Annotated in this window: 17 protein-coding genes; 5 read left to right on the forward strand and 12 right to left on the reverse strand. The window is 70.7% G+C overall.

The window, feature by feature from the left end:
• Positions 1–141: 141 nt before the first annotated feature.
• Entirely contained in the window at positions 142–3,963 is a 3,822-nt protein-coding gene (locus IM777_RS14925; protein WP_194383904.1) for a choice-of-anchor I family protein, read from the forward strand.
• A gap of 188 nt (positions 3,964–4,151) precedes the next feature.
• Here the strand turns inward: IM777_RS14925 and IM777_RS14930 are convergent, their stop codons facing one another.
• The 5 genes from IM777_RS14930 to IM777_RS14950 are packed head-to-tail and all read right to left on the reverse strand — an operon-like array spanning position 4,152 to position 9,717.
• On the reverse strand, positions 4,152–5,330 hold the full coding sequence (locus IM777_RS14930; protein ID WP_194383905.1) for a thiolase family protein: 1,179 nt from the start codon (positions 5,328–5,330) through the stop codon (positions 4,152–4,154).
• A 37-nt stretch (positions 5,331–5,367) separates the two neighbouring features.
• Positions 5,368–6,606 carry a bifunctional 2-methylcitrate synthase/citrate synthase gene (locus tag IM777_RS14935; RefSeq protein ID WP_390178513.1) on the reverse strand — a complete coding sequence of 413 codons (1,239 nt, stop codon included), beginning with the start codon at positions 6,604–6,606 and terminating at the stop codon, positions 5,368–5,370.
• 41 nt (positions 6,607–6,647) lie between these two features.
• Complete coding sequence (gene prpB, locus IM777_RS14940) at positions 6,648–7,547, reverse strand: methylisocitrate lyase (RefSeq protein WP_071045991.1); 900 nt, start codon at positions 7,545–7,547, stop codon at positions 6,648–6,650.
• Positions 7,547–9,073 (reverse strand): MmgE/PrpD family protein, encoded by a 1,527-nt coding sequence (locus IM777_RS14945; RefSeq protein WP_194383907.1) that lies wholly within the window; start codon positions 9,071–9,073, stop codon positions 7,547–7,549. Before IM777_RS14945 ends, prpB begins: the two co-directional genes overlap by 1 nt.
• Positions 9,070–9,717, reverse strand: coding sequence for a GntR family transcriptional regulator (locus IM777_RS14950; protein WP_194385600.1), 648 nt, complete (start codon positions 9,715–9,717; stop codon positions 9,070–9,072). The genes IM777_RS14945 and IM777_RS14950 overlap by 4 nt, the downstream gene beginning before the upstream one ends.
• 168 nt (positions 9,718–9,885) lie before the next feature.
• Between IM777_RS14950 and IM777_RS14955 the strand changes: the two genes are divergently transcribed.
• Positions 9,886–10,416, forward strand: coding sequence for a ribonuclease H family protein (locus IM777_RS14955; RefSeq protein WP_071045995.1), 531 nt, complete (start codon positions 9,886–9,888; stop codon positions 10,414–10,416).
• 28 nt (positions 10,417–10,444) lie between these two features.
• On the opposite strand, the gene IM777_RS14960 is transcribed toward IM777_RS14955, so the two are convergent.
• From IM777_RS14960 to rlmN, 4 genes are read right to left on the reverse strand one after another with little or no spacing between them, the layout of a single operon-like run.
• Positions 10,445–10,951 carry an NUDIX domain-containing protein gene (locus IM777_RS14960; RefSeq protein ID WP_194383908.1) on the reverse strand — a complete coding sequence of 169 codons (507 nt, stop codon included), beginning with the start codon at positions 10,949–10,951 and terminating at the stop codon, positions 10,445–10,447.
• Positions 10,952–10,979: 28 nt separating this feature from the next.
• Positions 10,980–11,993 (reverse strand): aldo/keto reductase family protein, encoded by a 1,014-nt coding sequence (locus IM777_RS14965; RefSeq protein WP_194383909.1) that lies wholly within the window; start codon positions 11,991–11,993, stop codon positions 10,980–10,982.
• Positions 11,994–12,047: 54 nt separating this feature from the next.
• Complete coding sequence (locus IM777_RS14970) at positions 12,048–14,024, reverse strand: ABC1 kinase family protein (protein WP_194383910.1); 1,977 nt, start codon at positions 14,022–14,024, stop codon at positions 12,048–12,050.
• A gap of 12 nt (positions 14,025–14,036) precedes the next feature.
• Positions 14,037–15,278, reverse strand: a complete 1,242-nt coding sequence (gene rlmN, locus IM777_RS14975) for a dual-specificity RNA methyltransferase RlmN (RefSeq protein ID WP_194383911.1) — start codon at positions 15,276–15,278, stop codon at positions 14,037–14,039.
• Between the two features lie 209 nt (positions 15,279–15,487).
• On the opposite strand from rlmN, the gene IM777_RS14980 reads away from it, so the two are divergent.
• Together IM777_RS14980 and IM777_RS14985 are read left to right on the forward strand one after the other, a co-directional pair.
• A complete protein-coding gene (locus IM777_RS14980) occupies positions 15,488–16,324 on the forward strand; it encodes a Cof-type HAD-IIB family hydrolase (RefSeq protein ID WP_194383912.1) in 837 nt (278 codons plus the stop codon).
• A gap of 201 nt (positions 16,325–16,525) precedes the next feature.
• Positions 16,526–16,990, forward strand: coding sequence for a GNAT family N-acetyltransferase (locus IM777_RS14985; RefSeq protein WP_071046005.1), 465 nt, complete (start codon positions 16,526–16,528; stop codon positions 16,988–16,990).
• A gap of 125 nt (positions 16,991–17,115) precedes the next feature.
• On the opposite strand, the gene IM777_RS14990 is transcribed toward IM777_RS14985, so the two are convergent.
• The 3 genes from IM777_RS14990 to IM777_RS15000 are packed head-to-tail and all read right to left on the reverse strand — an operon-like array spanning position 17,116 to position 19,555.
• Positions 17,116–17,952, reverse strand: a complete 837-nt coding sequence (locus tag IM777_RS14990; RefSeq protein ID WP_194383913.1) for an SDR family oxidoreductase — start codon at positions 17,950–17,952, stop codon at positions 17,116–17,118.
• Entirely contained in the window at positions 17,949–18,749 is an 801-nt protein-coding gene (locus tag IM777_RS14995; protein ID WP_194383914.1) for an enoyl-CoA hydratase/isomerase family protein, read from the reverse strand. Before IM777_RS14995 ends, IM777_RS14990 begins: the two co-directional genes overlap by 4 nt.
• 44 nt (positions 18,750–18,793) lie before the next feature.
• Positions 18,794–19,555 (reverse strand): SDR family NAD(P)-dependent oxidoreductase, encoded by a 762-nt coding sequence (locus IM777_RS15000; RefSeq protein WP_071046010.1) that lies wholly within the window; start codon positions 19,553–19,555, stop codon positions 18,794–18,796.
• Positions 19,556–19,850: 295 nt separating this feature from the next.
• Here IM777_RS15000 and IM777_RS15005 point away from each other — a divergent pair, with 295 nt between their 5' ends.
• Entirely contained in the window at positions 19,851–20,585 is a 735-nt protein-coding gene (locus IM777_RS15005; RefSeq protein WP_194383915.1) for an aminoglycoside 3'-phosphotransferase, read from the forward strand.
• The last annotated feature ends 72 nt before the right edge of the window (positions 20,586–20,657 follow it).

Consider the following 20,657-nt stretch of genomic DNA (forward strand, 5'->3'; position numbering starts at 1 on the left):
CGATAATCATCGAGCGGTTGCACTCCGCCACGAGAACGCCGATCAGGCTCGCTCGCGTTCGCCGATCGTTCACCCGGCGGCTACCGCCGCTCAATAGACCTGACGGGTATCCCTGCACACCCGACACCCGTCAGGACGGTCATGCCCTCAGCCACGTTCAGACGCGCGGTCGCCGTTGCCACCACGGCAGCAGCGACCTGTGCGCTCGCCTTCGTCCCGATCAGCGCGGCCGGCGCCGCCGTGATCGATCCTCCCGTCACCGACACCAGCGAGAGCGCGACGCTCGAGCTGACGCCGATCGGCACGTATGAGACCGGCATCTTCGATGCCTCCGCCGCCGAGATCGTCCACTCCTACGGCGACCGGCTGTTCGTCGTGAACGCGCAGGCCGGCACGGTCGAGGCTCTCGACGCCGCCAACCCGTCGGCGCCGACGAAGATGTTCGACATCTCCAGCGCGGGCGTCGCCAACTCGCTCGCCGTGCGGGAGGACGGCCTCGGGGTGATCGCGTTCGAGGACGAGGACAAGACGGCGCCCGGACGCCTGGTGTTCTTCGATGCGGACTTCGTGCCCGACGGCGACGCCTCGCCGATCCTCGGAGAGGTCACCGTGGGCGCCCTCCCCGACATGGTCGCCATCTCGGAAGACGGCACCTACGCGGTCGTCGCGAACGAGGGCGAGCCCGCCGACGACTTCTCGGTCGACCCGGAGGGTTCGATCGGCGTCGTCACGCTGCCCGCCGAGAAGGCGGCGCCGGCACAGGACGCCGTCCGCACCGCGGGATTCGACGCCTTCGAGGGGGAGAACCTTCCCGCCGACGTGCGCGTGTTCGGACCCGACGTGGCCGCGCCCGATCAGGGCGAGACGGCACTCGAGGCGAACCGCGTGAGCCGCAACCTCGAGCCCGAGTACGTCGCGATCGCCGACGGCACCGCCTACGCCGCCCTGCAGGAGGCCAACGCCGTCGCCGTCGTCGACCTGGCCTCGGCGACGGTCACCGACATCTGGCCTCTCGGCTTCAAGGACTACTCGGTGGAAACGCTCGACGCGAGCGACCGCGACCCTGAGGACGCGCCGACCTACAACCAGGCCTCCTACGACGGGCTCTACGGCGTCTACATGCCCGACGGCATCGAGGCTTACGAGGTGGGCGGACAGACCTACCTCGTCACCGCGAACGAGGGCGACAGCCGCGAGTGGGGCGAGTTCATCGACGCCGTGCGCGCGAAGGACCTCGGCGACGTCGACGAGACCGACGCGCCGGCCGTCTGCGAGACCAGCCCGCTCGCCGGGATGCTCGAAGACGAAGACCTCGGTCGCCTGAACGTCCTGACCGACATGGGCCTGAACGACGAGGGCACCTGCTTCGACGAGCTCTACACGCTCGGCGGACGCTCCTTCTCCATCTGGACCACCGACGGCGAGCTCGTCTTCGACTCCGGCAGCGACTTCGAAGAGGTCACCGCCGCGGCGGCTCCCGAGTTCTTCAACTCCAACCACACCGAGTCGAACCTCGAGGGGCGCAGCGAGGACAAGGGCCCGGAGCCGGAGAACCTCGCGATCGGGACCGTGGGTGACCGCACGTACGCCTTCATCGGCCTCGAGCGGGTCGGCGGCGTGATGACCTACGACATCACCGACCCGGCGGACGCGATCTACATGAGCTACCTCAACAACCGCGACTTCTCGGTCTCGGTGGAGGATGCGATCGACGACTACGACCCCGAGAACGCCGACCACCGGGCGACGCTCTCGAGCGCCGGCGACCTCGGCCCGGAGGGTCTGGAGTTCATCCCGGCCTCCCAGTCGCCGATCGGCGAGCCGCTGCTGGCAGTCGGCAACGAGGTGTCCGGCACCACGACCATCTACGCGATGGGGAACCCGAACGTCACCGAGATCGACATCCTCACGATCAACGACTTCCACGGGCGCCTCGAGGCGGGCTCGTCCGGGGAGGCCGGCGCCGCCGTGCTCGCCGGCATCGTCGAGGACTTCGAAACCCGTAACCCGAACACCCTGTTCGTCTCGGCCGGTGACAACATCGGCGCGTCGACGTTCACGTCGTTCTCGCAGCAGGACAACCCCTCGATCGACGCGCTCCTCGAGGCGGGCCTGGATGTCGGCGCTGTCGGCAACCACGAGTTCGACCGCGGGTTCGCCGATCTCAGCGACCGGGTGATCCCCCGATTCGGCGGGAACACCGACGACACCGTCACCGAGGAGGAGATCGCGGCGGGGCTGCCCTACAACCTGGGCGCGAACGTCTACGACAGCGAGACCGGCCTGGCGGTGCTTCCGGAGTACGCGATCAAGACGGTCGACGGGGTCGACATCGGGTTCATCGGAACCGTCACGCCGGACACCGCCACCATGGTCGACCCGGCCGGGATCGAGGGGATCGAGTTCGGTGACGAGCTCGAGGCGGCCAACCGCGTCGCCGCGCAGATCGCCGACGAGACCGACGTGCTGATCCTGCTCACCCACTCCGGTGCGGCCACGAGCGACTGCGAGGCCCTCGCGGCCGACCAGGCAGGCTTCGGCTCGCTCGCCACCGGCGCCTCGGCCGACATCGACGCGATCGTCTCGGCGCACACGCACCAGACCTACGCGTGCGACGTCGCCGTCGACGGGACCGACGGCAACACCCGTCCGGTCATCCAGGCCTCCGAGTACGGCAAAGCGATGGGCCTGCTGAACATCGACTGGGACACCCAGACCGAGGAGCTGATCTCCATCCAGGCATCCACGTTCCTCACCGCCGGACTCGCCGAGCCCGACGCCGAGGTGCAGGCGATCGTCGACGCGGCGGTCGCCGAGGCCGACGAGGTCGGCTCCGTGCCCGTCGGAAAGATCAGCGCCGACATCCTTCGCGGCGGCACACCGTCGGGAGCGGACCGCGGCGTGGAGTCGTCGATGGGCAACTGGGTGGCCGACGTGTACCTCTGGGCCACGTCCAACCCGTCCTACGCCGGCACCCCGGCCGAGATCGCCCTGATGAACCCGGGCGGCCTGCGCGCCGACCTCACCTACGCGCCTGACGGCGTCATCACCTACAAGGAAGCCGCCGAGGTCCAGCCCTTCGCGAACACCCTCGTGACGATGACCCTGACGGGGGCGCAGATCGAGGAGATCCTCGAAGACCAGTGGAAGGCCGAGGGCGACCGCCCGAAGCTGCACCTCGGCGTCTCCGAAGGGTTCACCTACGAGTACACCGAGTCCGACCCGCGCTCCGGCGACATCACCGAGATGTTCTACGAGGGCGAGCCGATCGCAGCCGATGACACCTTCACCGTCGTCACGAACTCCTTCGTCGCCAACGGCGGAGACGGGTTCCCGGCGTTCACCGAGGGCACCGACCGCACCGACACCGGGCAGGTGGACCTCACGGCCACCGTCGCCTACTTCGAGGCGTTCGACGTCGTCGACCCGGCGCCGCTCGGTCGCGCGATGGTCGCCGGTTCGGAGAACCCCGGCGGGGAGAACCCCGGGGGCGAGAACCCCGGCACCGGCACCCCCGCTCCCGAGCCGACCGACCCGGGCGGGGAGCTCCCGGGCACCGGCGAGCAGACCGGTGGGGACTGGGCCGAGGTGACGCTCGGCAACGACGGCCGCGTCGAGCAGGGCGGAACACTGACCGTCACGCTGACGGGCCTCGAGGCCGGCCAGCAGGTCGCCGCCACCCTGTTCAGCGACCCCATCGAGGTCACCGGCATCCCGGCGGCGAGCACGGATGGCAGCATCCGCTTCTCGATCGAGATCCCGGCGGACTTCGAGCTCGGTGCGCACCGCCTGGTGATCACCACCGACGGTGAGGACCCGATCGAGATCGGTGTCGACGTCGTCGAGGAAGGCGCCCTGGCCGCCACCGGCGCGGAGCTGCCGTGGGGGATCGCCCTGAGCGGCGCGTTCCTCCTCGTCGCCGGCGGTGTCGCCTTCGCGATCCGGCGTCGTCAGACCGCGTAACCCGCATCCCTCCGACGGCCCTCGATCCCCACAAGGGGTCGGGGGCCGTCGCCGTCTCCCCCGCCGCCGCTGCGAAGGGCCTGCCCGCGCATCCGCCCCTCGAGAGGAGATCCCGCGCCGAGAGGATCGATACGGCGATACGCGACCTCGGCAGGCGGGATCTCCTCTCGAGGGCGAGGCCGCGGAGGTCAGAGGCGTTCGAGGATCGTGGCGTTCGCGAGACCGCCGCCCTCGCACATGGTCTGGAGGCCGTAGCGGCCGCCGCGCTGCTCGAGCGCGTCGACGAGGGTCGCCATCAGCCGCGTGCCGGATGCGCCGACGGCGTGCCCGAGGGCGATCGCTCCGCCCCACGGGTTCACGATCGCAGGATCGACGTCGAACTCGCGCTGCCACGCGAGCGGCACCGAGGCGAAGGCTTCGTTCACCTCGAACACGTCGATGTCCGAAAGGGCCAGGCCGCTGCGGTCGAGGATGCGGCGGGTCGCCGGGATCGGTCCGGTCAGCATGAGCAGCGGATCGTCGCCGACGACCGCGAAGGAGTGGAAGCGGGCGCGCGGTGTGAGGCCGAGGGCCGCGGCCGTCTCCTCCGCCATGATGAGCACGGCCGACGCGGCATCCGTCAACGGCGAGGAGGAGCCGGCGGTGATGCGCCACTCGACCCGCGGAAAGCGCGCCGCGAGCTCGTCGGTGCGGAACGCCGGTGACAGCCCGGCGAGCGCGTGCGCCGTCGTGCCCTCGCGCACCGTCTCATCGAAAGCGACCGCGTCCGATCCGCCCGCGAGCACGGGCGTCACCTGGCGATCGAACCACCCGTGCCGCCAGGCCTCGGCGGCGCGCCGGTGGGACTCCGCGGCGAAGGCGTCGAGCTCGTCTCGCGTGAGCTCCCAGCGGTCGGCGATGAGCTCCGCCGAGACCCCCTGGCCCACGAGACCCTCGGGGTAGCGGCGACGGATGCCTTCCGGCACGCTGCCGCCGGCGGTCGACGATCCGAGCGGCACCCGGCTCATCGATTCGACACCGCCCGCGATGACGACGTCGTAGGCGCCCGCGATCACCCCCTGCGCGGCGAAGTGCGCGGCCTGCTGGCTCGACCCGCACTGGCGGTCGATCGTCGTGGCCGGAACCGATTCGTCGAATCCGGCGGACAGCACGGCCTGGCGCGCGATGTTCATCGCCTGATCGCCGAGCTGGCTGACGCATCCGAGGATGACGTCGTCGACCTGCGCGGACTCGAGTCCGTTGCGTTCGAGGAGCGCCGTGAGCACGATACCGACGAGGTCGGCGGGGTGGACCCCGCTCAGCGCCCCGCCGGGCTTTCCCCGGCCCGACGGAGTGCGGACGGCGTCGACGATGACGGCGGATCGCATGTCGCGATCCTCTCACGCCGCGTCGCCGCCGGACAGATCAGCCCGCGGCCTCCTCGGGGCGCTCGGCGACGTCGACGGCGGCGGTGTCGGGCACGTACCCCGCCACGTGTCGCTCATCCGGCCCGCTGTAGTCGGACAGGGGACGGATGAGCGCATTCGAGGCCTGCTGCTCCATGATGTGCGCGGTCCAGCCCACGACGCGCGCCGCGACGAACAGCGGCGTGAAGGTGTGGGTGTCGAAGCCCATGAGGTTGTAAGCGGGCCCGGACGGGTAGTCGAGGTTCGGGTAGATGCCCTTGCGCTCGATGAACTCCGTCTCGAGGGCGTCGTAGAGCGCGGCGACCTCGGGGCGGTCGTAGTGCGACACGAGGGAGTCGAGTGCGGCCTTCATGGTCGGCACGCGGGAGTCGCCCCGCTTGTAGACACGGTGGCCGAAGCCCATGATCTTGCGCTTGCCGGCGAGGGCGTCATCCAGCCACGGCGAGACGTTTCCGGCGTCGCCGATCTCGTCGAACACGTGCAGCACCGCCTCGTTCGCGCCGCCGTGCAGCGGGCCCTTGAGGGCGCCGACTGCGCCGGTCACGGCGGAGTACAGGTCGCTCAGGGTCGACGCGATCACCCGCGCGGTGAAGGTGGAGGCGTTGAACGAATGCTCGGCGTAGAGGGTCATCGACCGGTTGAACGCGTCGACGACGACGTCATCCGGCACCTCGCCGAAGGTCATCCAGAGGAAGTTCGCCGCGTAATCGAGGTCGTCACGCGGGGCGATGAGACCTTCGCCCCGACGACGACGCTGACCGTAGGCGACGATGGCCGGCAGCACGGCGAACAGCCGGATGCTGCGGACGAGGTTGTCCTCGGCGCTGCCGGAGGCATCCATCACCGAGCCGAGACCGGCGAGATCCTGCGCGCCGATCACGCTCACGGCGGTGCGCACCTCGTCCATCGGGTGCGCGTCGAGCGGCACGAGGTCGATCGCCGCTCGGACGTCGTCGGCGAGCTCCCGGTGCGCGCGTTCGGTGGAGCGGAGCTCGGCGAGCTGGTCGTCCGTGGGGAGCTCCCCGTTCCACAGCAGGAACGCGACCGCCTCGAACGGCTGCGTGGCGGCGAGCTCCTGCACCGGGTAGCCGCGATACAGGAGGCTGTTGGTCTCGGGGTTCACCTTCGAGATGGCGGTCTCGTCGGCGACCACGCCCACGAGTCCCTTTCGGATGTCTGTCACGGTCACTCCTTCGTGTCGTCCCTGCGGGCTGCGTGTCCCACTTTCTGTCGGCATGAAGGCCTATGGCAGCGGGAAGTGGGACATGGTGTGGCTGATCAAGGGGATGGGCGGTAGGTGAAGATGTCCTGGTCGAAGCGGTTGTACCCCTCGTAGTCGATCAGGTCGTAGAGATCGGCGCGGTGCTGCATGCTGCCCAGCTGCGAGGTCAGATGCCCCTCGTCGACCAGCGTATCGAGAGCATCGGATGCCGCACCCATCGCCATCCGCAGCAGCGATACCGGCCAGATGACCATGTTCACCCCGACGGAGGCGAGCTGGTCGACCGAGAAGAGGTCGGACTTCCCGAATTCGGTCATGTTCGCCAGGATCGGCACGTCCACGGCCTCGCGCATCGCCGCGAACTCCTCCAGCGTGCGCATCGCCTCCGGGAAGATCGCGTCGGCGCCGGCGTCGACGAGCGCGCGAGCGCGGTCGGTGGCGGCATCCAGCCCCTCGACGGCGCGGATGTCGGTGCGCGCCATGATGAGGAAATTCGGATCGCGCCGCGCGTCGACGGCCGCGCGGATGCGCTTGATCGCCGTGTCGTCATCGACGACGCTCTTGCCGTCGAGGTGTCCGCAGCGCTTTGGATTGACCTGATCCTCGATGTGCGTGCCGGAAAGGCCCGCGTCTTCGAGCGTCTGGACCGTGCGGGCGACGTTCATCGGCTCGCCGAATCCGGTGTCGGCGTCGATGATCGCCGGCAGCTCGGTCATGCGGGCGATCTGCGCGCCGCGCGCGGCCACCTCGGTGAGGGTCGTGAGGCCGATGTCGGGGAGGCCGAGGTCGGCGGAGAGCACGGCGCCGGAGATGTACACGCCCTCGAAGCCCTTGCGCTCGATCAGTCGCGCGCTCAGCGGGTTGAAGGCCCCCGGGAACCGGAGGAGCTCACCCGAGGCGAGGCGTTCCCGGAACAGGCGGCGCTTCTCGTGCGGCGGCGTCTGCGCGTACAGCATCAGAAGAGGCCCTTCGGGGCGGGTGCGGTGGCGAGCACCCCGAGCTTGGCGACGATCGACAGCTGCCGCACCTCATCGGCGGTCAGCTCCGGAAGGCGCTGCACCAGCCCGAGGAAGCGCTCGATCTCCGCCTCCTCGAGCACCGGCTCGGCGAGCGTGCGGAACTTGGCGATGTAGTCCTCGCGGGCGAACGGCCGCGCGCCGAGGGGGTGGGCGTCGGCGACGGCGATCTCGTCCTCGACCGTCGAGCCGTCGGCGAGCGTGATGACCACGCGCCCGCCGAAGGCCTTCTCGGCCGGGTCGATCGAGTGGTAGCGCCGGGTCCACTCCTCGTCTTCGGCGGTGGAGACCTTGTGCCACAGCGCCACGGTGTCTTCGCGCCCGGCCCGCTCCGGCGTGTAGGAGTCGACGTGGTGCCAGCCGCCGTCCTGCAGAGCGACGGCGAAGATGTACGGAATCGAGTGGTCCAGCGTCTCGCGCGAGGCCGTCGGATCGTACTTCTGGGGATCGTTGGCCCCCGAGCCGATCACGGTGTGCGTGTGGTGCGAGGTGTGCAGCACGATCGCCTCGACGTTCGCGGGGTCCGCGAGCTCCGGGCGCTCGCTGTGAAGCTTGCGCGCCAGATCGATCCACGCCTGCGCCTGGTACTCGGCCGAGTGCTCCTTGGTGTACGACTCCAGGATGGCGCGCTTGGGCTCGCCCTCACCCGGCAGCGGCACGTCGTACGAGGCGTCGGGGCCGTCGAGCATCCAGGCGATGACCCCGTCCTCCCCCTCGTAGATCGGCGAGGGGGAGGTCTCGCCTCGCATCGCACGGTCGACGGCCTCGATCGCCATCTTCCCGGCGAACGCGGGCGCGTGCGCCTTCCACGTCGAGATCTCGCCCTTGCGCGACTGACGCGTGGCGGTGGTGGTGTGCAGCGCCTGCCCGATGGCCTGGTGGATCGTGTCGACATCGAGGCCGAGCAGCGTTCCGATTCCCGCGGCAGCCGACGGGCCGAGGTGTGCGACGTGATCAATCTTGTGTTCGTGCAGGCAGATCGCCTTCACGAGGTCGATCTGGATCTCGTATCCGGTCGCGAGGCCCCGCACGAGCGCCGCGCCATCGGCGCCGACGTGCTGGGCGACGGCGAGGATCGGCGGGATGTTGTCACCGGGATGCGAGTAGTCCGCGGCCAGGAAGGTGTCGTGGTAGTCCAGCTCGCGCACGGCGACCCCGTTCGCCCACGCCGCCCATTCCGGGCTCGAGCGGCGCTCGAGCGCGCATCCGAAGATCGTCGCGCCCGCGCCGCTGATGGAGACCGCGTGATCGAGCGCCTGCTGGCGCGCGGCCGAGACCGGGCGACGGCTGAGCGAGGCCGCCGCGACCGCGGCGTTGTCGATGATGCGGTTGATGATCATGTCGCGCGTCTCGTCGTCGACCTCGACGGGGTCGGCGGCGACCTGCGCGATGTGCCACGCGAGCTGTCCGTCGCGCGCCAGGTTCTCGTCGCTGCGGTGGACACGGGTGTGGTGCAAGACGCTCATGGGACGAGCCTTTCAGAAACGGTGGCGGGAAGGGAGCCGAGGATGCCCTCGAGCGCGTTGTGGAGGTGCACGTGCGTCGCGTGAGCGGCCAGGTCGGCGTCGCGCTGCGCGATCGCCGAGGCGATCAGTCGGTGCTCGGTCACCGACGCGCGCACCCGGGCCGGGCGATCGCGGGCCAGTCGTCGCACGCGCACGAGGTGGGTGCGCACCGTTCGCAGCGCAGAGGTCAGGTGGTCGTTCGCGACCGCGGCGTCGAGGGCGCGGTCGAAGTCGCCGATGAGGCGCGTGTAGGCGTCGGGGTCGGCGTGCGCGTCGATGTCGGCGAAGGCGCCTGCCAGGTCGGCGAAGACCCGTGGTTCGCCGCGTGCGGCGGCCAGCCGCGCCGCCTGCTCCTCCAACGCCCTTCGCACCTCGAACAGGGCGCGGATGTCGTCGGCGTCGACGCCGGCGACCACGGTGACCCGGGGCGACTGCTGGGCCACCAGCCCGTCGGCGGCCAGTCGCGCGAGGGCCTCGCGCATCGGGGTGCGGGATACGCCCAGCCTCGCGGCCTGCTCGGTCTCGCCGAGGACGGCGCCGGGCGCGAGCGCGCCGGACTGGATGTCGTCGAGCAGCGCGCCGTAGGCACGGTCGCTCGCGCGCATCCGCACTCCGTCGTCACCCACCCGCATCCCCTCAGTGTATACACTGAGGGGACATCAAGGGGCGAAGTCGACGGAAGAGGCCCCTTGCGTATACGGATGACGCACCAGGGATTGCGCCGAACGGACGACGGTGCGGCGCGGTCGCGGCCCCGAGGTAGCGTGGGGAGAGTGACTGAACCCTCTCCCTATGTCGTCGCCACCGACGGGGCCTGCAAGGGCAACCCCGGCCCTGCGGGATGGGCGTGGGTCGGCGAAGACGGGCACTGGGCGGCGGGAGCGATCCCCGCCGGCACCAACAACATCGGCGAGCTCACCGGACTGCTCAAGGCCATCGAGGACCACGCCGACGTCGCTCACCTCGTCGTGCAGGCCGACTCTCGGTACGCGATCGACACCTACCAGAAGTGGATGGACGGCCACCGCCGCCGCGGCTGGAAGACCTCGACCGGCGCCCCCACGAAGAACGTCGACCTGCTCGAGCAGCTCATCCGCGCCCGCGATGCGCGGCGCGCCGCCGGACTCCCCGACGTCGTGCTCGAGCACGTGCGCGGCCACTCGGGGCACGTGCTGAACGCCTGGGCGGACGAGCGGGCGGTGCGCGCGTCCGAGCACGCCGCGAAGGGCACGGCGAGCGCGTGGTCCTCGCTCGGGTCGCACGACCGCATCGACGTCTCGACCGCACCGAAGAACGGTCGCTGACCGCGCCGCATCCGCGACAGACGCGCTCTCAGGCGCCGGCGTCCGCCAGCCGGTCGAGCAGCGCGTCGAGGGCGGGGCGCTGACCCTTCACGAGCCGCTCCCGCGCCACATCTGCACCGACCCATTCGACCCGGTCGACCTCGGGGAAACGCTGCGTGCGCCCCGAATGCGGCGGCCACTCCATCTCGAATTCCCCGAAGCCGTCGCTCGGGGCGGCGAACCCGTCTCCGTCGGCGACGAACACGGTCACGCGCTTTCCCGACGAGTACGGGAACGTGCCGAGTTCGGCGGCGGGAGCATCGGGCGGATCGACGCCCAGCTCCTCTCGGAACTCCCGCGCCGCCGCATCCCACGCGTCCTCGGCGTCCGGGTCGAACTCGCCCTTCGGGATGCTCCACGCGGCGGCCTCCTTCGCCGACCAGAACGGACCGCCCATGTGGGCGATCAGCACCTCCACGGCGGATGTACCGGGATCCGTTCCGTCGGCGGGACGACGAAGGCGGTACAGGAGGAGTCCGGCACTGTGCACCGTCATCTCCCGCACCGCCCTCGATCGGTCCGACTCAGACCAGGCGCTTCTTGGGCGAGGTCTCGTACGTGATCTCGGCGTCGTCCTCGACGACACCGTTCAGCGCCTCGTCGATGGCCGACATCACGCCCTCGTCGAGGGTGACGCCGGAGGCCTTGACGTTGTCGGCGATCTGCTCGGGACGCGACGCGCCGACGAGGGCCGCGGCGACGTTGTCGTTCTGCAGCACCCACGCGATCGAGAGCTGCCCCATGCTGAGGCCGAGGTCGTCGGCGATGGGCTTCAGCTTCTGCACCGCGGTGAGCGTGTCGTCGTTCAGGAAGCGCTTGATGAAGTTCGCGCCGCTCTTCTCGTCGGTCGCGCGCGACCCGGCCGGCACCGGCTGGCCGGGCAGGTACTTGCCGGTCAGCACGCCCTGCGCCATCGGCGACCACACGATCTGCGAGATGCCGAGCGCGCGCGAGGTCGGCACGACCTTGCCCTCGATCACCCGCCACAGCGCCGAGTACTGCGGCTGGTTCGAGATGAGCTGGACGCCGAGCTCCTTCGCCAGCGCGTGGCCCTCGCGCAGCTGCTCCGCCGTCCACTCGGAGACGCCGATGTACAGCGCCTTGCCCTGACGGACGACGTCGGCGAAGGCCTGGAAGGTCTCCTCGATGGGCGTCTCGTCATCGAAGCGGTGTGCCTGATAGAGGTCGACGTAGTCGGTGCCGAGGCGCTGCAGCGAGGCGTCGATCGACTCGAAGATGTGCTTGCGACTCAGGCCGGTGTCGTTCGGCCCCTTCGGACCGGTCGGGAAGTAGACCTTGGTGAAGATCTCGAGGGATGCGCGCCGCTGACCCTTGATGGCCTCGCCGAGAACGCTCTCGGCGGCGCCGTCGGCGTAGACGTCGGCGGTGTCGAAGGTGGTGATGCCCGCATCGAGAGCGGCGTGGACCGTCTCCACGGCGGCGTCGTTCTCGACCTGCGAACCGTGGGTGACCCAGTTGCCGTAGGTGATCTCGGAGACCTTGAGGCCGCTGTTGCCCAGGTAGCGATAGTTGACCATGGACACCACGCTACCGGCGCCCGGGGACACTCCGGCGGGGGTTCGCCACCGGCGTCATCCGCCGTCGCGTCGGCGCAGCGCGCGGCGCAGACTGCGCACGAGCAGGAGGAGCCCGCCGAGCCCCACGAGACTGCCGAGGAAGGGGAAGGCGCCGACGTTGCCGGTGAGCATCGGGCCGTCGCCGGACACGGTCAGACTGATGCCGACGGCCAGCAGCGCCACCCCGACGACGGTCACGAGGAAGCGGTTCAGCTGCTCTTCGAGCCACCCGCGCTCGCCGGACCCTTCGAGGGAGCGCAGCCGCACCGAGAAGGTGCCGTCCTCAAGCGAGCGGGTGACGTTCTCGAACCGCCGCGGCAGGCGACGGAGCTCCTCGCCCGCGAGCATGAGGTGCGCCTGCGCACCGAGGGCGGCGTTCTTCGGGTCGAACGTCGCCCGCGCGAAGTGCGGTGCGCGCTCCAGGGCGTGCCCGACCATGTCGTAGTCCGGAACGAGGCGCCGGAGCGTCCCCTCCAGCGATGACAGCGTGCGCAGCACGAGCAGCAGCGACGGCGGGATGGACAGGCGATGGCGGCGCAGCACGTCCACGAGCGCCCGGAAGATGTTCTCGTCGACCTGGGCGTTCTGCATGCGGGTGAGGATGACGCCGATGTCGTGCTGCAGCGCCACGTGGTCGACGGTCCCGGTCTCGGGCGCGCACATGAGGAGGATGACGTTCGTGGCGGCGACGTCGTCATCCGCCGACAGGGCCAACAGCAGCGGGATGAGCATGCGGCGCAGGCTCCGCTCGCTCACCCCGACGGCGCCGAAGTCGATGAGCGCGACGGTGCCGTCGTCCTGCAGGATGAGGTTCCCCGGATGCAGATCGGCGTGGAAGACCCCGCGCACCGCGATCTGCTCGAAGACGGATTCGAGCACGCCGTCGGCGAGCCGGCGCGCCTCGTCGGGATCGAGGGAGCCGGTCGCGATGCGACTGAAGGGCGTGCCGGTGATGCGCTGCTGCACGATCATGCGGCTCGTGCACCACGGCTCGTACAGGGTCGGCACGGCGAGGGTCATGGACGACGACCGCGCGATCGCGCCGCGCAGCATCTCGGTGCCCGCCGCCTCGACCCGGTAGTCGAGCTCGTCGCTCAGCGCGCGGGAGAACTCCGCCGCGAGAGCGACCGCCCCGTAGTCGCGGGCCCAGTCGGTGCGGGCCTCGGCGGTGCGCGCGAGGCGCTCGAGGATGTCGAGATCCGTCGTCACCTGCGCTCGTGCGCGCGGGCGCTGGATCTTCACGACGACCTCGTCGCCGGGTTCTTCGCCGTCGCCGCGCAGTCGCGCGGTGTGCACCTGGGCGACCGACGCCGCCGCCAGCGGCTGCGGGTCGATCGAGGCGAAGACCTCGTCGATCGGCCGGCCGAGCTCGGCCGTGATCGCCGCCTCCGCCTCAGCCCACGGGATCGGCGTGGAATCCATCTGCAGCGTCGACAGCGCATCCACCAGGTCGCGCGGCAGCACGTCCTCCCGCGAGGACAGCACCTGCCCGAGCTTGACGAAGGTGACGCCCGCCTCGTTCAGCGCGGCGACCAGAGCCGAGGCGAGCTCGTCATCTCCGCCGTGCCGGTTCTGGAACGCGCCGAGCCCGTGACGCGAGGCGATCGCGAGGATCTGCGCGTACCGGCGGGCGCGATCGCGCCGGCGGAAGGCATCCCTGATGGCCGCCACCGGATTGCGCACCCGATGCGACGGCCACAGGAACTCGAGCGTCACGATGACCACGACGACGATCGCGAAGATCCAGCCCGCGACGAGCGCGAGGAAGGCCAGCGCGATCGGGCCGCTCACCGTCACGTTGTCGTCGAGGTCGAGCACGTCGGTCTCGCGCATCGCCCACGTCGCCAGCGGCAGGCACGCGAGGAAGACGATCAGCGCGGTGAGGGATGCGCGGATCCACCCGACCTGCCCGTCGAGCAGACGGCGGCTCACCCAGGCGGCCGCGACCGTGAAGATCAGCGCGATCAGGACGAATGCGACCCAGGCCCACATGAGGCCAGTGTGTCAGCCGACGGCGGCGGCCGCTTGGTCTTCTTCCGTCGCGACCAGCTGACCGCAGGCCCCGTCGATCTCCTTGCCGCGGGTGTCGCGCAGGGTGGTGGGGATGCCGGCGGCGTTCAGGCGCCGCACGAATTCCGCCTGCACCGGCTTCTCCGACGACGTCCAGACCGAGCCGGGCGTGGGGTTCAGCGGGATCGGGTTGACGTGCACCCAGCCGCGACCGCGGGCGTTGAGCTTCTCCGCCAGGAGGTCGGCGCGCCAGGCATGGTCGTTCATGTCCTTGATGAGCGCGTACTCGATCGAGACGCGGCGCCCCGTGGCGTCGAAGTAGGCCCGGGCGGCATCCAGAGCCTCGTCGACCTTCCAGCGGGAATTCACCGGGATGAGCTCGTCGCGCAGCTGGTCGTCGGGCGCGTGGAGCGAGAGGGCGAAGGTGACGGGGATCTCCTCCTTCGCGAGCTTCGTGATCGCCGGCACCAGGCCCACGGTGGAGACCGTGATGCCGCGCGCGCTCATCCCGAGCCCGTGCTTCTGATCGGTCATCACCCGCACCGCCTGCATGAGGCGGGCATAGTTCGCCAGCGGCTCCCCCATGCCCATGAAGACGATGTTGGTGACCCGCTCATCGGGATGCTCCGGCTCGCCGAGCTCGCCGGCGCGGATCAGGGCGTTGGCGCGAACGACCTGATCGACGATCTCGGCGGCAGACATGTTGCGGGTGAGCCCGGCCTGGCCGGTGGCGCAGAACGGGCAGTTCATGCCGCATCCGGCCTGGCTCGACACGCACAGTGTGATGCGGCCCGGGTAGCGCATCAGCACCGACTCGACGAGGGCGCCGTCGTGCAGTTTCCACAGGAACTTGATCGTGTCGCCGCGGTCGGTGGTCAGGCGCCGCACCTCGCTCAGCAGCGGCGGCAGCATCCCGGTGACGAATTCCTCGCGGTTCGCCGCCGGCAGGTCGGTCATCCGGTCGGGGTCGGCTGTGTGGTGCGTGAAGTAGTGCTTCTCGAGCTGCGCGGCGCGGAACCCGGGCAGTCCGAGCTCCTTCACCTTCTCCACGCGCTGCTCGGCGGTGAGGTCGGCCAGGTGCACCGGCGGCTTGCCGCGCTTGGGGCTGGCGAACTGCAGCAGCGGACGCCCCTCGGCGTCCTTCTTCTGCGACCACCCTTCGGTCTTCGGGCGCACCTGCCGCACGGCGGCGGCCTCGGGCGGCGTCGTGGATCGCACGGGCGGCTGTTCGGGCATGCTCCGAGGGTAGGGGACGCACCTGCACACTGCCTGTTCGGCTCTCGCGCGCGCACGGTGAATTCGACAGGAGATTCTGGGCGGCAGCCACCGACCTCGGCCCGTCTCCGGCAGCGGGGCGCCGGATCTCCGGTGTTGTTCACGGCGAGCGCGTCGCCCGGCCCGGGTAGGGTCGAGGGGGCCTCGCCGCGGGGCCGGGCGGGAGAACGATGAGCACGGGGCGGATCGCCTTCCTCGATGTCGACGGCACGATCCTCGACCACGGCCGCACCGTCGCCGCCTCGACCGTCGACGCCGTGCGCGCCGCCCGCGCGGCGGGGCATCTCGTGTATCTGTGCACGGGGCGGTCGGCCGGCGACATCCATCCCGACGTCGCCGCGATCGGCTTCGACGGCGCGATCACGAACGGCGGCTCCTATGCCACCAGCGGCGATGACGTCGTGGTCGCCCGCCCCATGCCACGGGGTGCGGTCGATCGTCTGCAGACGTGGTTCACCGAGGCCGGCGTTCCGTACTTCCTGCAGACGAACCACGGCGTGTACGCCTCGGCGCACGTGCGTGAGATGATCGCCGCCTTCGTCTCGCGGTGGCAGGGCGCGCACTCGGGCGACGAGCCGCAGACGTCACCCCAGCGACCGCCGCGATTCGGCGACCTCGCCGAGGTCGATCTCGGCACCATCGCGAAGGCGGTCTTCGTGAGCGACGATCCAGCCACCGTCGACCGGGCGACCGCGGCGCTCGGCGACCGCTTCCACGTGGTGGCCGGAAGCATGCCGCTGCCGGGCGGCACCAACGGGGAGATCGGGATGCTCGGCGTCACCAAGGGCTCCGCCATCGAGACGGTGCTCGAGCACCTCGGCCTCCGTCGCGACGACGCGATCGGCGTCGGCGACAGCTGGAACGACGTCGAGATGTTCCAGGCGTGCGGCACCGGCATCGCGATGGGGAACGCGCCCAACGAGCTGAAGGCCCTCGCCGACGATGTGACCACGAGCGTGTCCGCCGACGGTGTGGCAAATGCCTTCCGCCGCCACGGCCTCATCTGACGCGGGCCCGCGCGCCGCGCATCCGCACCGCCCCGCACCGCCCCGCCCGCACCGCCCCCGCATCACACCGAGAAACGCGGTTCGCCGCGAGAAACCACGCATCGCGGCGTTTCTCGCGCGGTTCGGCGTTTGTCGGCAGCTCCTGACCCCGCGAGCGCAACCCCACACCCTTCCGTCCGCCGACGCCGTAGCGTCGAGGCCGTGACCGACGTGCGAGAGATCCGGCCCGCCGACGCCGGAGAAGTCCTGACCCTGCAGCGCGCCGCCTTCGTGCAGGAGGCCCTGATCTACGGCGACCCCGACATGCCTCCGCTGACGCAGACCCTCGAGGAGCTCGAACACGAGCTGACCGAGAACCTGGGATGCGTCGCGGTCGACGGGTCGCGGATCGTGGGTGCCGTGCGCGCCCGTGTGGATGGCGGCCTGCTGCTGATCGGGCGGATCTCCATCGCTCCCGACCAGCAGGGGAACGGGATCGGAACGGCGCTGCTGACGGCGGTCGAGCGCCGCGGTCGGGAGGCCGGCGCCACCGCGGCGGAGCTGTTCACCGGCTCGCTCAGCGAGGCGAATCTGCGCCTGTACGAACGCGAGGGCTATCGCGAGACGCAGCGCGTCGACGAGGGCGACGGCATTGCCCAGGTCTTCCTCCGCAAGCCTCTCGTCTGACTCCGCCGACGCCGCACACCCCGAACCGAGAAACACCGATCGCGCCGAGAAACCACGCATCGCCGCGTTTCTCGCGGGGTTCGGCGTTTGTCGGCGCGGTCGAGGGCGGATGCGCTGGGCGCGGGTCAGAGGAAGATGTCGGGGAAGAGCTCCTCGTCGGGGGTGCCGGGGGTCGCGGCGTAAGCGGAGAGATCGGTCACGCCGGCCGCGCGCAGCACGTCTTCGACGATGAGCGTCTGCCCCGTGTACGCCCGCGAGGGCTGGCACAGCACTTCGTAGGCGGCGTCGGCGTAGATCTCCGGCGTGCGACTGACCTTCATCATGCGCTCACCGCCGAGCGCGAACTGCACCGCGGCGGTCGCGATCGTCGTCGCCGGCCATAGCGTGTTGGCCGCGACGCCGTCGTCGGCGAATTCAGCCGCCATGCCGAGCGTCGCCATCGTCATGCCGAACTTCGCCATCGAGTACCCGGTGTGGGCGCCGAGCCAGCGGGGCGTGGTGTTCAGCGGCGGCGACAGCGACAGGATGTGCGGGTTGGCGGCATCCTTCAGCATCGGCAGCGCCGCGCGCGAGAGCATGAAGGTGCCGCGCACGTTGACGTCTTGCATCAGGTCGTACTTCTTGGCCGACAGGTCGAGCGACCCGGACAGGTCGATGACGCTGGCGTTGTTGACGACGATGTCGATGCCGCCGAACTCGCCCTGCGTCTTCAGCACGGCCTCGGTGATGTCGTCGTCGTTCCGCACGTCGCCGACCAGCGGGAGCGCCCGGCCGCCGGCAGCCTCGATCTGCTCAGCCGCGGTGTGCACGGTGCCCTCGAGCTTGGGATGCGGGGTGTCGGTCTTCGCCAGCAGCGCGATGTTGGCGCCGTCGCGAGCGGCGCGCACGGCGATCGCGAGGCCGATGCCGCGGCTGCCGCCCGACATCAGGATGGTCTTGCCGGCAAGCGGTGCGTCGGTCATCGTGCGGTCCCTTCGGTGGTGGGGCGGGCGGACGAGCGGGCGGATGCGGCGAACGCGGCCACCCGGGTCTTCGATTCGTCGGTGGCGAAGGCCGCCCCGATCGTGCGGGCTTCGTCGTCGAGATTGGCGGCGAGGTCGCGTTCGGCGCCGACCCGGACGAGGCGCGTGGCCTGCCCGAACGCGGCGGTCGCGCCCGCCATCCAGAACCGGGCGATCTCGGCGGCACGGTCGGCGAGCGCGTCGGGGGCGACGACCTCGGCGACGAGGCCCCACTCGAGAGCGGTGGCCGCATCGACCGTGCGATCCTGCAGCAGCAGCTGGAGGGCGCGGCGCTGACCGATCGCCGCCGGAAGGAGCGTCGAGACACCGAGGTCGGGAGTCAGGCCGATGTTGGCGTACTTGCTGACGAAGGTCGCCTTCTCGCTGGCGACGACGTAGTCGGCGGTGAGCATGAGGCCGAGTCCGCCGCCGGCGACCGCGCCCTGCACGGCGGCGACGATGGGCTTGTCGCTGTGCGCGAGGGTGCGGATGCCGTCGTGGATCACGTGGGCGGTCTCGGTGACCTGCTCCCCCGTCGCGCCGGAGGTCGCCATCATGATCACGTCGCCGCCGGCGCAGAAGGCGGGGCCGGTCGCATCCAGGATGATCGCCTCGACCGCCGGATCGTCGGTGACCTGGTGGGCGAGATCGCGCCAGCGCGTGCCCATCTCGAAGTCCATGGCGTTCAGCCGCGTCGGACGGTTGAAGGTCAGCCGGGCGACGCCCTGCTCGACCGATATGAGGATCGATTCGCTCATCGTGCTCCTTGTATATGTGCGGATGCCGACGCGGCCGGGGTGGCTCAGCGCGGCGCCATGCGGATCGCGCCGTCGAGGCGGATGGTCTCGCCGTTGAGGTATCCGTTGTCGACGATGGACATCACCATCGCGGCGTACTCGTCGGGGCGGCCGAGCCGCTGCGGGTAGGGCACCTGCTGACCGAGGGAGTCCTGCGCGGCCTGAGGAAGCCCGGCGAGCATCGGGGTCTCCATGATGCCCGGTGCGATCGTGCACACGCGGATGCCGTAGCGGGCGAGCTCGCGGGCGATCGGCAGGGTCATGGCGTGCACGCCGCCCTTGCTGGCGGCATAGGCGGGCTGGCCGATCTGGCCGTCGAAGGCGGCGACGCTGGCGGTGCCCACGATGACGCCGCGGTCTCCAGAGGCGGTCGGCTCGGTCTTCGCGATGACCGCCGACGCCTGCGCGATCACGTTGTAGGTGCCGATGAGGTTGATGCGGATGATCCGCTCGAACGCGTCGAGGGGCGTCGGAGCGCCGTCGCGGTCGAGCACCTTGGCCGGCGGGGCGATGCCGGCGCAGTTGACCACGACCCGCAGCGGGGCGGCTTCGGATGCGGTGCGGACGGCCGCGGCGACCTGGTCGGCGTCGGTCACGTCGGCCGCGGCGAACGTGCCGCCGAGGCCCGCCGCGACATCGGCGCCGGGCGACGAGGGCAGGTCGACGATCGTGACCGCCGCACCCGCCGCGGCGAGCCGCTTCGCCGTGGCGAGCCCGAGTCCGCTCGCACCCCCGGTGACGAGGGCGGAGGCGTGCGTGAGCTCCATCGGTTCTCCTTCGAACGGATGCCGGCGGCGAACGCCACCGGCGACATCGAGTTCCAGCCTACGTGAGACGCCGTCTCACCACCGCGCGCGGTCATCCCCAGGCTAGCCCCCGCGCCCCGGCCACCGCATCCATCGCCCCCGCCCCGCCCGCGCCCCGCGCACCCCGCCCGCGCCCCGCGCATCCCGCCCCACGCGGGCTCCCCGAGAAACCACCCCCGCCGCGAGACACCACGCATCGCGGCGTTTCTCGCGTCGAACGGTGTTTCTCGCACGCCAAAGGCGGAAGGATGGTCACGTGTCGATCCCGGATGCCGGCGAGCCGGTGCCGCCGCGCGTGCGCGATCTCGCCGGCGACGCCGCGCTCACACCGGTGTGGCGCAACGGGGTCGGCGGCGTGACGTTCCGAGCGGATGACGGCAGGTACGTGAAGTACGGCCCGCGCAACGAGGAGGGCTCGATGGCCGGGGAGGCCGAGCGGCTCGCGTGGGCGGGCGGATTCGTGCCGGTGCCGCGGGTTCTGGAGGTCGGCGGCGACGAGGATCACGAGTGGCTCGTCACGGTCGCGCTTGCCGGCGAGAGCGCGGTGGCGCCCCGGTGGACGATCGACTCCGGTCGCAGCGAGATCGCCGTCCGGGCCATCGGCCGTGGCTTGCGGGCTTTCCATGACGTTCTCCCGGTCGACTCCTGCCCGTTCGACTGGGGCGTCGAGGCCCGCGTGGCGAACGCGGCGCGGCGCGGCATCCGTCTGCCCGCTGATCTGCGGAAGGCGCCCCGGATCGATCGAGCGGTCGTGTGCCACGGCGATGCATGCAGCCCCAATACGATCCTCGACGGAGAAGGCCGGATCGCCGGACACGTGGATCTCGGTGCCCTCGGCGTCGCCGACCGCTGGGCCGACATCGCCGTCGCCGCGATGAGCACGGAGTGGAACTACGGTCCGGGTTGGGAGGCGACGCTCCTCGACGCCTATGGCGTCGCGCCCGATCCCGAGCGTCAGGCGTATTACCGGTCGCTCTGGAACGCGACCTGACCGACGCTCGCACACAACGACCCCGGCGAGAAACCACTTCGGCCGCGAGAAACCACGCAACGCGGTGTGTCT

Origin of the sequence: Microbacterium luteum (genome assembly GCF_015277875.1) — a bacterium.
Classification (GTDB): domain Bacteria; phylum Actinomycetota; class Actinomycetes; order Actinomycetales; family Microbacteriaceae; genus Microbacterium; species Microbacterium luteum.

Coding starts and splice junctions, on each gene's coding strand:
- prpB (WP_071045991.1), bottom strand. CDS start 7,547: ATGCTGTACGCGCAGACGCCGCCGCACGAGAAGCGCCGCCTGTTCCGG.
- IM777_RS14970 (WP_194383910.1), bottom strand. CDS start 14,024: ATGTGGGCCTGGGTCGCATTCGTCCTGATCGCGCTGATCTTCACGGTC.
- IM777_RS15000 (WP_071046010.1), bottom strand. CDS start 19,555: ATGGAGCTCACGCACGCCTCCGCCCTCGTCACCGGGGGTGCGAGCGGA.
- IM777_RS14990 (WP_194383913.1), bottom strand. CDS start 17,952: ATGACCGACGCACCGCTTGCCGGCAAGACCATCCTGATGTCGGGCGGC.
- IM777_RS14965 (WP_194383909.1), bottom strand. CDS start 11,993: ATGGTCAACTATCGCTACCTGGGCAACAGCGGCCTCAAGGTCTCCGAG.
- rlmN (WP_194383911.1), bottom strand. CDS start 15,278: ATGCCCGAACAGCCGCCCGTGCGATCCACGACGCCGCCCGAGGCCGCC.
- IM777_RS14950 (WP_194385600.1), bottom strand. CDS start 9,717: ATGCGCGCGAGCGACCGTGCCTACGGCGCGCTGCTCGACGACATCCAG.
- IM777_RS14925 (WP_194383904.1), top strand. CDS start 142: ATGCCCTCAGCCACGTTCAGACGCGCGGTCGCCGTTGCCACCACGGCA.
- IM777_RS14930 (WP_194383905.1), bottom strand. CDS start 5,330: ATGCGATCCGCCGTCATCGTCGACGCCGTCCGCACTCCGTCGGGCCGG.
- IM777_RS14945 (WP_194383907.1), bottom strand. CDS start 9,073: ATGAGCGTCTTGCACCACACCCGTGTCCACCGCAGCGACGAGAACCTG.
- IM777_RS14935 (WP_390178513.1), bottom strand. CDS start 6,606: ATGCCGACAGAAAGTGGGACACGCAGCCCGCAGGGACGACACGAAGGA.
- IM777_RS14980 (WP_194383912.1), top strand. CDS start 15,488: ATGAGCACGGGGCGGATCGCCTTCCTCGATGTCGACGGCACGATCCTC.
- IM777_RS14995 (WP_194383914.1), bottom strand. CDS start 18,749: ATGAGCGAATCGATCCTCATATCGGTCGAGCAGGGCGTCGCCCGGCTG.
- IM777_RS14960 (WP_194383908.1), bottom strand. CDS start 10,951: ATGACGGTGCACAGTGCCGGACTCCTCCTGTACCGCCTTCGTCGTCCC.